Source organism: Pseudomonas sp. (assembly GCF_049590575.1).
GTDB lineage: Bacteria > Pseudomonadota > Gammaproteobacteria > Pseudomonadales > Pseudomonadaceae > Aquipseudomonas.
This window is the reverse complement of the sequence record NZ_JBAWDE010000389.1, coordinates 1-10,837: the sequence shown is the minus strand read 5'-3', so window position 1 is coordinate 10,837 and position 10,837 is coordinate 1. Positions and strand designations below refer to the sequence as shown.

Genomic DNA, 10,837 nt, shown 5'->3' with positions numbered 1-10,837 from the left:
CCGGTGGTGGTGCTGGCCGGCGCCGCCGAGGTCAAACGCTTCGCGGCGAGTGCCGACCTGCCGCTCAAGCGCATTCGCGGGCAGATCACTCGCTTGCCGCAGACTGAGGCGAGCCAGGCGCTGGCCACCGTGGTGTGCGCCGAGGGCTATGTCGCCCCGGCACGCCAGGGCGAACACACCCTGGGCGCGAGCTTCGACTTCAAGAGCTTGGACCTCACGCCCAACGCCGCCGACCATGCGGACAACCTGGCGCTGCTCGAAGAAATCTCCCCGGACCTGCGTCAACGCCTGCACGCCGACCAGCTCGACCCCGAACAGCTCCAGGGCCGCGCCGCCTTCCGCTGCACCAGCCCCGACTACCTGCCCATCGTCGGCCCGCTGGCTGACCCGCAGGCCTTCCTCACGACCTACAACGTGTTGAGCAAGGACGCGCGCCAGGTCCCGGACAGCCCCTGCCCTTGGCTTGACGGGCTGTACGTCAACAGTGGCCACGGCTCGCGAGGGCTGATCACCGCGCCACTGTCCGGTGAATTGCTCGCGGCGTGGCTGGACAACGAACCGCTGCCACTGCCGCGCAGCGTAGCCGAGGCCTGTCACCCGAACCGTTTTGCCGTGCGCGGGCTGATTCGCGGCAAGGCCTGAGCCTCACGCCGGGCATTCCAGGGCCAGCGGGGTTTCGGCGTCCTGCAACACCGTGCGGGTCAGGCGTTCCACCAGTTGGTCGCGGGCCTGCTGGTGGTCGCTCAGCACTTTGCTCAGCGAGGTTTCATAGGCCCTGCTGGTGCTGTCCAACGCCGCTTGGCGGGTTTCATACATCTGCCGTACCAGGCTGAATTCTGCGGAAAACTGTTGCTTGAGGTACTCCAGCCAGAACCCTTGCCGCGCCAGAAAACGGGCCAGGTCAGAGGACATCTCCCGCGTGGTGACCTGGGTGATCGCCTCGGCAAGGTCCTCCTGGGTCACCCCGCCCACCTCGCGATAGGTAATGCTTTCCGGCTGCCCCGGCAAATCCAGGGTCTTGGCCAGCCCGCTGCGGTACACCAGGCGCACCGCCAGTTGATCGGTAATATTTTTACGCCGGCTGTACACATCGGAAATGCTGTCCAGCTGCTCCAGCCGAAATAACCCGCGCCCAAGTTTCAGCAATGTCGCGACGCTGGGCTTGCTCACACCCGCCTCCTTCATGGCTTTGTCCAGCATCACCGTGACCTCCATTTCACTGAAGCTGTAGGCCGCCGCATCCACGCAGTTGGGCTCGCCCCTGGCCAGGGAAAACAGCAGCTGGCGCAGCTCGGCATCCTCGGCCGCTGCGTCGATCACCCGCCACACCCGGCGGACCAAATCGCTGCGCACTTGACGGTATTGCGGGGTGTTGACCATTTGGCGCAGCACCGCAAAAAAATCCGCAGACTGCCAATCATCCTTGAGCACATCCCAGGTCGCCTCGCGCCGCAGGTAGTCGACCGCCGTGCGCCCTTCCAGCCAGGCTTGGCGCGAACGCTGCTCGCTCATCAGGGGAATATCGTCCTCCTGCAACCCCATGCCAACGCCGGTGCGTCGCCGGTATTCGTCAAGGGCCTGGCGACTCCGCGCTGATATCGGGTTAAGCCGTAGGTTGATGCTCCCAGTGACCGCCACCGGTGCCGTGAACAGCTGCGAGGGCAGCTCGACAATGTTGTTTTCGCGCAGATTGGCGTCCTCCAGGTGCAGGCGGCTCAACAGGCCTTCGGGCAATTCGCGGGCGCGGGTGTCGCGCAGATTCAACGATTGCAGGTGGTTCATCTGGCTGACCGAAGGGGTTTCGCCCAATGGGTTGCTGCTCAGGTCGAGACTGCGCAGGCCGCTCATGGCTTGCAGCTTGCGGGTAGTGGCGTCGGTGAGATTGATGCGGTTGTGCGCCAGGCTCAAGCGCTCCAGGGAGGGCATGTGGGACACCACCTCCGGCAGCCAGGTCAGCTGGTTGTTGTCGATGTTCAGCGAACGCAGGCCCTTGAATGCCTTGAGGAAATACGCCACGTCGTTGTCCAGCGCCATGTTTTTCATGGACAACTGCTGCACATGGCCGAAGTCGATGTCGGCCGGCAGCCCCGGTAGTTTGCCCACACGCATATCGTCCAGCCGCAAGCTATAGACCGAGACCCGCGCCGCGTTGGGCAAACGCGTCTGATGCCGCCAGGCACTGCGCAGTTTCATCGCGACCTGGCGGCGGCTGTGGCGATAGTCGTCGAGGCGGCCCGGGAGCTTTTTCATCTCTGCGTCCTGCTGGGTCCAGGCCTTGAGCAAGCCGTCCAGCTTCGCCAGTTGCTGTTGGCGCAAACGTACCGCCCTGGCACGTTGCAGATCATCGCTGCCCAGGCTGTCGAGCAATTGCTGTGCCTCGGACTCACTGAAAAACGGGTACAGGTCGCGCAGCTTGCGAATCATCCCGCGTTGCGCGCGCGTAGGCTCGGCAGGCTGCGGCGGGTCGGCAGCCATGCAGGCCACGGCAGGGGTGACGGGTTCGGTTGGCGGCGCATTCAGCCGTTCGCGCTGGATCTGCGCCGCGGTCTCCCGCGCCGCCTGGCGCAACGTGAACGGGACTCGGCGCGAATCCCGTAGGTAAATCCTATCGACGCTGCTGGCAGTGTCGATCAGTTCCTCGGCGACCTTGGCCGGCAGCCCCGGCACGCTGGCGATCAACCGGGTTTGCTCAGGGCCCACGGGCTGGTCATAGGCCCTGTAAAGCCGGTCGAACAGCGGCTTTCGATCCAGGCTCAAGGTGCTCGCCAACCGCCGCGCCAGTGCTTCGCCATTGGTTTCACCGGCGGCAGGCGCGGCGCCCAGCACGGCCTCCAGTTCGCTTGAATACAGGCCCTCGGCTGCCGCTACCAGGACCTCGCCGTCCTGCGACTGCTCATGGGTGACGACCACGCTCAGTTCGCTGTCGGTGCGCGCTTCGTTCGGGTACCTGGCCACCACGTCACCGCCCGCGTCCAGCACTTCCAGGTAGCGGCCACGCGGCCAGCCCGGCATCATCGGCACGGCCTCCAACTGCAAGGCAAGGTTGTCGGCCGTGAACGGCTGACGCTTTTCCAGGCGCCAGATCAGGTCGCTGATGTTCTGGTCCAGGCCTGAACGCACAATATGGTCTTGCACACGTGCAGGCAGCGTGAGGTTGTCCTGCACCCACAGCCGAATCTGCGCCAGACGCAGGTCACAGCCCAGCAATGTCTGTTCCAGGCGCCGGTCATCCACGGCACTCAGGCGTGGGTCCAGGCGGCGCAGGCCGTAGAGGCCGTTAGTCCAGCGCTGCGCAGATTCATGCAGCGCCCGCCAGCCCCCGGCGCCGTTATGGCTCAAGGGCGGGGCAAAGGCCGTAGCGCGCTGAGGGTGCTGGATGCGCCACTGCTGCGCAGCAGCGTCGTAGCGCACCGCATAGGGCCGGCCATCGATCTTGATCCACGGCTGCCCCTCGTGCCACTGCATCCCCAGCGCGTCAGGCTGATCGCCAGTGAATGCCCGCGCGTACGGCCGCAGAGTGGAGCGCCACAGACGGCGCTTGCCATCACTGCTTTGCGCGGCTTCGAAATTCTCCCAATACTCAAGGTGCTCACCGACGGTGCGACGCACCGCCCCGACGACTTTGCCGCCCACCGCGAACGCCGCCATCGACGCCACGCTTTCAACCACATTGCGCAGGTGCGACAAGGCGGCGTGGCGGTCGTCATGGCGCCAATCCTCTACCCCGTCATAGATCTCACCGAGCATTTGCCCGATCGCCACGCCCATCATCAGTTGCCCAATCACCGGCACAAAAAAGCCGGCAATATTCAGCAGGTCCAAACCGGCGGACAGGTAGCGTTCATTGCGTTGGTCGCGCACCGTCTGGTCCACATCACGGGTGGGCACCGCCAGTACCCGACTGTCTTTCTGCAACTTGCCGATAAAACTATTGAAAAAGAACTGGAACAGCCCGGTGTTGATCGCCAACGGCTTGATCGGCCCCAAGGTCTTGTCTGTGTTGAAGCGACTGAGAAAATCCGTGCGCGATTCTTCATCCAGATAACGCGCGAAGAACTCCGCATAACCTTTCACCTGCAGCTTCAACGTCAGGTAGAGCTGGAACTCGGCGAAGGTGGGGTATTCGAACAGCGGCCGATGGGGCTCGCCCGGCATGTAGACGATGCAGCGGGTGTGCGGGTGCGTGTCGATCGGGTCCTGGGAAAACACCACCACACCCCATAGACACGCGTCATGCACATCCAGCCCCTGCCAGAGCAACGGTTTGTCGCCATATTTCTCACTCAGCATGCTGGCCCTGGTCAGATTGGGGCCCTGGCGGGTAAAGGTCAGTAGCAACTTGAAGGACGGCTCGCTCAAATGACCGCGCAGGTAGGCCAGGTAGACATCAATCGCCATGTCATAGGCTTTGAGCTGCTTGATGTCCTGAGCGTCGGCGTTGTGCCGCGGTTCATCGGCGAGCGGCCGCGCCTGGTTCAGCGCGCTGTGCAGGTGCGCTTGGTAGCGACGTCCCAAGTCCAGCTCACGGCAGAATGCGCTGAACGCCGAAGCACTGAGCTGCGAGACCACGCCATCGGTGTCGCCGCGGCGCACGTTGCTGCCTTCCGGCAAGGCTTCCGCTTCGGCGAAATTCTGCATCGCCGCCTGCAGCAGCGTGCGCGTTTCGATCATCGTTTTGGCGGTGTGGATAGGGAACGAAGCAGACGTGAGCTTCAGCCTGACCCACGGCATCCACAAGTAATCGCGTTTGACGTTCAACGTCACGCCAAACCGTCGCGTGAGGCCATCGCTGAGCGCCTCGGCGCAAAACACCTCCAGGCTTTTGATGCGCCGCAGGATCATTTCCACCTTGGGCTCTTGATACCCGGCCATCGCGTGGACTTTCTGCAACTGCTCGAGCAATTCAGGTTTGGCCTTGAGCAGCCAGGCAGGCATGCGCTGTTGCAAAACCTCGGCCTTGTCCAGGTCGCCGGTCAATTCCAGCAGCGCGGCAGACAGCTGGTGCGGGGTGAGTTGGGCAGGCGGGGAAACCACGGGGTCCGGCATCGACAATGTCCTTTTGCGCAGGAGGGAAGCCGCCACAGTAACCAGCGGCCTGGGCCGGGTTCAGGTAACTATTTGGCACCTGCCCATCCGTCACTTGCTGGCCAAGCCGCACCCTTGCCGAACCTGCTTATAACTGATTGTTCTAAAACTCCACCAATCTCAGCGTGTCAGTTTCTGGGTAGCCGCCGTTCTGGTGCGGCAGTTCTCGACTCTCCCCAACGGAAAAACCGGTAAGGAATATATGTGCGGATTAGCTGGCGAGTTACGCTTTGATCACCAACCTGCCGACCTGGCAGCTGTGGAACGAATCACCCATCACCTCGCCCCGCGAGGCCCTGACGCATGGGGCTTCCACGCCCAAGGGCCGATTGCCCTGGGCCATCGACGCCTGAAAATCATGGACCTGTCGGACGGTTCCGCCCAGCCGATGGTCGACGCCCAATTGGGGCTGTCCCTGGCGTTCAACGGCGCGATCTACAACTTCCCGGAATTGCGTGAAGAGCTGGAAGCCCTGGGCTACGCCTTCTACTCCGGTGGCGACACCGAAGTGCTGCTCAAGGGCTACCACGCCTGGGGCGAGGCACTGCTACCCAAGCTCAATGGCATGTTTGCGTTTGCCGTCTGGGAACGTGACGCCCAGCGCCTGTTTATCGCCCGTGACCGCCTGGGTGTGAAACCGTTGTACCTGTCGCGCACCGGGCAGCGCCTGCGTTTTGCGTCGGCACTGCCGGCGCTGCTCAAGGGTGGCGATATCAACCCGATCCTCGATCCGGTGGCACTCAATCACTACTTGAATTTCCACGCCGTGGTACCGGCGCCGCGCACCTTGCTGGCAGGTATCGAAAAACTGCCGCCAGCCAGCTGGATGCGTATCGACGCCGAGGGCAACACCGAACAGAAAACCTGGTGGACCCTGCCCTACGGCCCGCATGACGATGAAAAAAACCTGAGCCTGGAAGACTGGACCGACCGCGTGCTCGACAGCACCCGCGAAGCCGTGGCGATTCGCCAACGCGCCGCCGTGGATGTCGGCGTGCTGCTCTCCGGCGGTGTCGATTCGAGCATGCTCGTCGGCCTGCTGCGTGAAGTCGGCGTGCAGGACCTGTCGACCTTCTCCATCGGTTTTGAAGACGCCGGTGGCGAGGCCGGCAACGAGTTCCAGTACTCGGACCTGATCGCCAAGCACTACGGCACACGCCATCACCAGTTGCGTATCGCCGAAAGTGAGATCATCGAGCAACTGCCGGCCGCCTTCCGCGCCATGAGCGAACCGATGGTCAGCCACGACTGCATCGCCTTCTACCTGCTGTCGCGGGAAGTGGCCAAGCATTGCAAAGTGGTGCAGAGCGGCCAGGGCGCCGACGAACTGTTCGCCGGCTACCATTGGTACCCGCAAGTCGACGGTGCCAGCGATCCATACGCCGCTTACCGCGAAGCGTTCTTCGACCGCAGCTATGACGACTACGCCGCCACCGTCGCGCCTAAATGGCTGACCGCCAACGACGCCGCCGGTGACTTTGTGCGCGAGCATTTCGCCATGCCCGGTGCGGATGCCGCCGTCGACAAGGCCCTGCGCCTGGACAGCACCGTGATGCTGGTCGACGACCCGGTCAAACGCGTCGACAACATGACCATGGCCTGGGGCCTGGAAGCGCGTACGCCGTTTCTGGACTACCGCCTGGTGGAACTGTCGGCGCGCGTGCCGGGCAAATTCAAATTGCCCGATGGCGGCAAGCAGGTGCTAAAAGAAGCGGCGCGCCGGGTGATCCCGAGCGAAGTCATCGACCGCAAGAAAGGCTACTTCCCGGTCCCCGGCCTCAAGCATTTGCAAGGCGACACCCTCAACTGGGTACGCGAGCTGCTGCTGGACCCGAGCCAGGATCGCGGCCTGTTCAACCCGGCCATGCTCGACCGCTTGCTGACCGACCCGCAAGGCCAACTGACCCCGCTGCGCGGCTCCAAGCTGTGGCAACTGGCGGCGCTGAACCTGTGGCTCAGCGAACAAGGAATCTGATTGATGAAACCCCTCGCAGCGGCTTACAGCCAACGCCTGCTCAAAGGCCAGGCGCCGACCTATGAACGCCTGCAGGCGCGCCTGGCCGAAGATGGCAGCCCACTGGCCGCCGAGCCGATTGCCGTGCACTGCGGCTGGGGCCGGTTGTTGATCGGCCATACCTTCCCGGACCCGGCCAGCCTGGCCCAGGAGCTGCTCAACGAACAGCCCGGCGAGCGTGACATCGCGCTGTACGTGGCGGCGCCGCAGCAGATCCTCGGCATCGATCCGCAGCAGCTGTTCCTTGACCCGTCCGACACCTTGCGCCTGTGGTTCAGCGACTACCGCCCGGCCACTCGAGTGTTTCGCGGCTTTCGTATTCGCCGCGTGCAGACCGAAGCCGACTGGCAGGCGGTCAACCTGCTCTACCAGGGCCGCGGCATGCTGCCGGTCGACGCCGAACGCCTGACCCCGCGCCACGCCGGCGGCCCGGTCTACTGGCTGGCCGAAGACGAAGACAGCGGCGCGGTGATCGGCAGCGTGATGGGCCTCAACCACCAGAAAGCTTTCCAGGACCCGGAAAACGGTTGCAGCCTGTGGTGCCTGGCGGTGGACCCGCAGTGCACCCGCCCCGGCGTCGGCGAAGTATTGGTGCGCCACTTGGTCGAGCACTTTATGAGCCGTGGCCTGAGCTACCTCGACCTGTCGGTGCTGCACGATAACCGCCAGGCCAAGAGCCTGTATGCCAAGCTCGGCTTCCGTGCGCTGACCACCTTCGCGATCAAGCGCAAGAACGGCATCAACCAGCCGTTGTTCCTCGGCCCGGGCCCGCAGGCAGGGTTCAACCCCTATGCGCGAATCATTGTCGAAGAGGCGCATCGGCGCGGGATCGATGTGCAGGTGGATGACGCGGATGCCGGGTTGTTCACCCTCAGCCATGGTGGACGCCGCGTGCGTTGCCGTGAATCACTGAGCGACCTGACCAGCGCGATCAGCATGACCCTGTGCCAGGACAAAAGCCTGACCCACAAAGTGCTCAAAGGCGCCGGTTTGAAATTGCCCGCGCAGCAGCTGGCGGGCAGCGCCGACGACAATCTTGAGTTCCTCGACGAGCACCAGCGCATCGTGGTCAAGCCGCTCGATGGCGAACAAGGCCAGGGCGTGGCGGTGGATTTGCAAAGCATCGAAGAGGTGCAGCAGGCAATCGAGGCGGCGCGTCAATTCGACAGCCGCGTGTTGCTCGAGAGCTTCCACGAGGGCCTGGACCTGCGCATCCTGGTGATTGGTTTCGAGGTGGTCGCCGCCGCGATTCGTCGCCCCGCCGAAGTCACCGGCGACGGCCAGCATTCCATCCGTGCGCTGATCGAAGCCCAGAGTCGCCGCCGCCAGGCCGCGACCGACGGCGAAAGCAAAATCCCGGTCGACGCTGAAACCGAGCGCACCCTGCACGCCGCCGGCTACGACTACGACAGCATCCTGCCGCGTGGCCAGACCCTGGCCGTGCGCCGCACCGCCAACCTGCACACCGGCGGTTGCCTGGAGGACGTCACCGCGATCCTCCACCCCACGCTGGTCGACGCAGCCGTGCGCGCAGCCCGCGCCCTCGATATCCCGATGGTGGGCCTGGACCTGATGGTACCCGCCGCCGACCAACCCGAGTATGTGTTTATCGAAGCCAACGAACGCGCCGGCCTGGCCAACCATGACCCGCAGCCGACTGCGGAAAAGTTTGTCGATCTGTTGTTTCCCCACAGTCAGCCGACTGCCTGATCGATCCGAACCCTAGGAGTCTTTATGAGCCGAACCATCCCAGAACCGGATCTCAACTACCTGCAAAAAGTCCTGCTGGAAATGCTCGCCATTCCCAGCCCTACCGGTTTTACCGACACCATCGTGCGCTATGTCGCCGAGCGTCTCGAAGAACTCGGCATCCCCTTTGAAATGACCCGGCGCGGCACCATCCGCGCCACGCTCAAGGGTCAAAAAAACAGCCCCGACCGTGCGGTATCTGCGCACTTGGACACCATTGGCGCCGCGGTGCGTGCGGTCAAGGACAATGGCCGCCTGAGCCTGGCACCGGTGGGTTGCTGGTCGAGCCGCTTTGCCGAAGGCAGCCGCGTCAGCCTGTTTACCGACAACGGCGTGATCCGTGGCAGCGTGCTGCCGCTGATGGCCTCGGGGCACGCGTTCAACACTGCCGTGGATGAAATGCCGGTGAGCTGGGACCACGTGGAGTTGCGCCTGGACGCCTACTGCGCGACGCGTGCCGACTGCGATTCCCTGGGGATCAGCATCGGTGACTACGTGGCGTTCGACCCACTGCCCGAATTCACCGAAAGCGGGCATATCAGCGCCCGCCACCTCGACGACAAAGCCGGCGTCGCGGCCCTGCTCGCCGCACTCAAGGCGATCATCGACAGCGGCGAACCCTTGCTGATTGACTGCCACCCGCTGTTCACCATCACCGAAGAGACCGGCAGCGGCGCCGCGGCCGCCCTGCCCTGGGACGTCAGTGAGTTTGTCGGCATCGACATTGCGCCGGTCGCCCCCGGCCAACATTCCAGCGAGCATGCGGTGAGCGTGGCGATGCAGGATTCCGGCGGGCCGTACGACTATCACCTGTCGCGACATCTGCTGCGCCTGGCTGCGGAAAACGAGCTGCCGGTGCGTCGCGACCTGTTCCGCTATTACTTCAGCGACGCCCACTCGGCGGTCACCGCCGGCCACGACATCCGCACCGCCCTGCTGGCGTTCGGCTGCGATGCGACCCATGGCTACGAACGCACCCATATCGACAGCCTGGCCGCCCTGAGCCGCCTGTTGGGCGCGTACATCCTCAGCCCGCCGGTATTTGCCAGTGATGCGCAGCCGGCCCAGGGTTCACTCGACCGCTTCAGTCATCAGATCGAGCACGAAACCCAGATGGAAAGCGACACCCGAGTGCCGTCGGTGGACAGCCTGGTCGGCCAGAAGTCCTGACGGCGGCAACGCCTGATGCTGGCAACAATGATCCCGGCGCAGTAGCATCGCCGGGATTCTCTATTTGAGGCTTGTATGCTGATTCCCTACGACGCACTTGAAGTCGACACCCTGACCCGCCTCATCGAAGACTTCGTGACCCGCGACGGCACCGACAATGGCGACGACACGCCCCTGGAAACCCGCGTACTGCGCGTGCGCCAGGCGCTGACCAAGGGCCAGGCGCTGATCGTGTTCGACCCGGAAAGCGAGCAGTGTCAGTTGATGCTCAAGCACGACGTGCCCAAGCACCTGTTTGACTGAGTGGTTTTTTCAGGGATTGGGCACGGCTACCGGATGGGTGGCGGGGCCTTGGCGTTGAAGGATTTTTTCGTAGATCTCGGTACGGTGAACGCGCACCCCGGAGGGGGCTTCGACGCCGAATTTCACTTGGCTGCCGTTTACTTCCAGGATGTGCACGGCGATGTCATCGCCGATGGAGATGACTTCGCCTATGGCGCGGCTTAAGACCAGCATGGGGTTGTCCTTTTTTCGGTGACAGGACCTTGACCATGCTCGCTTAGGCTGGGAGCGACAATGGCTTGCGGGGAAATCAGGCGGGGACTACGTGGGCAGGTAATTTGCCTGACAGACAGGGGTGGGTTTTGGGGAGTGTTGGGGGGCATATCCGTTTTTTGGGTGATGGCGGGTATTGGTTTCGCCCTTACGGCGAGTCACTTTTGAAAGGAGCCCAAAAGTAACCAAAAGGCTCTTGCCCCACCACTCGGCACCTCGCTCACGCTCGGTGTGCCCGAAAACAGGCAGCACGAAGCGGGCCGC

Annotated in this window: 7 protein-coding genes and 1 pseudogene; 5 read left to right on the top strand and 3 right to left on the bottom strand. The window is 63.6% G+C overall.

The window, feature by feature from the left end; all coding sequences use genetic code 11:
- Positions 1–642: FAD-dependent 5-carboxymethylaminomethyl-2-thiouridine(34) oxidoreductase MnmC (mnmC, locus tag WBR57_RS27045; RefSeq protein ID WP_424088209.1), on the top strand; the 642-nt coding region annotated here is incomplete at its 5' end.
- Positions 643–645: 3 nt separating this feature from the next.
- Here the strand turns inward: mnmC and WBR57_RS27040 are convergent.
- Positions 646–5,046, bottom strand: coding sequence for an NEL-type E3 ubiquitin ligase domain-containing protein (locus WBR57_RS27040; RefSeq protein ID WP_424088207.1), 4,401 nt, complete (start codon positions 5,044–5,046; stop codon positions 646–648).
- Between the two features lie 241 nt (positions 5,047–5,287).
- Between WBR57_RS27040 and WBR57_RS27035 the strand changes: the two genes are divergently transcribed.
- From WBR57_RS27035 to WBR57_RS27020, 4 genes are all read left to right on the top strand, one after another.
- Positions 5,288–7,060, top strand: a complete 1,773-nt coding sequence (locus WBR57_RS27035; RefSeq protein WP_424088205.1) for an N-acetylglutaminylglutamine amidotransferase — start codon at positions 5,288–5,290, stop codon at positions 7,058–7,060.
- Positions 7,061–7,063: 3 nt separating this feature from the next.
- On the top strand, positions 7,064–8,809 hold the full coding sequence (gene ngg, locus WBR57_RS27030; protein WP_424088203.1) for an N-acetylglutaminylglutamine synthetase: 1,746 nt from the start codon (positions 7,064–7,066) through the stop codon (positions 8,807–8,809).
- 24 nt (positions 8,810–8,833) lie between these two features.
- Positions 8,834–10,018: an osmoprotectant NAGGN system M42 family peptidase gene (locus tag WBR57_RS27025; protein WP_424088201.1), complete on the top strand. Its 1,185-nt coding sequence runs from the start codon at positions 8,834–8,836 to the stop codon at positions 10,016–10,018.
- Between the two features lie 75 nt (positions 10,019–10,093).
- Complete coding sequence (locus WBR57_RS27020; protein ID WP_003192759.1) at positions 10,094–10,321, top strand: YheU family protein; 228 nt, start codon at positions 10,094–10,096, stop codon at positions 10,319–10,321.
- A gap of 9 nt (positions 10,322–10,330) precedes the next feature.
- Here WBR57_RS27020 and csrA read toward each other — a convergent pair whose 3' ends face one another.
- Positions 10,331–10,534: a carbon storage regulator CsrA gene (gene csrA, locus WBR57_RS27015; RefSeq protein ID WP_424088199.1), complete on the bottom strand. Its 204-nt coding sequence runs from the start codon at positions 10,532–10,534 to the stop codon at positions 10,331–10,333.
- Positions 10,535–10,621: 87 nt separating this feature from the next.
- Positions 10,622–10,837 (bottom strand): annotated as a pseudogene (locus WBR57_RS27010) (hypothetical protein); the annotation flags it as partial.

What these genes read in the sequence shown, in the direction of transcription:
- WBR57_RS27040 (WP_424088207.1), bottom strand. Translation starts at nt 5,046, where the DNA reads ATGCCGGACCCCGTGGTTTCCCCGCCTGCCCAACTCACCCCGCACCAG.
- WBR57_RS27035 (WP_424088205.1), top strand. Translation starts at nt 5,288, where the DNA reads ATGTGCGGATTAGCTGGCGAGTTACGCTTTGATCACCAACCTGCCGAC.
- ngg (WP_424088203.1), top strand. Translation starts at nt 7,064, where the DNA reads ATGAAACCCCTCGCAGCGGCTTACAGCCAACGCCTGCTCAAAGGCCAG.
- WBR57_RS27025 (WP_424088201.1), top strand. Translation starts at nt 8,834, where the DNA reads ATGAGCCGAACCATCCCAGAACCGGATCTCAACTACCTGCAAAAAGTC.
- WBR57_RS27020 (WP_003192759.1), top strand. Translation starts at nt 10,094, where the DNA reads ATGCTGATTCCCTACGACGCACTTGAAGTCGACACCCTGACCCGCCTC.
- csrA (WP_424088199.1), bottom strand. Translation starts at nt 10,534, where the DNA reads ATGCTGGTCTTAAGCCGCGCCATAGGCGAAGTCATCTCCATCGGCGAT.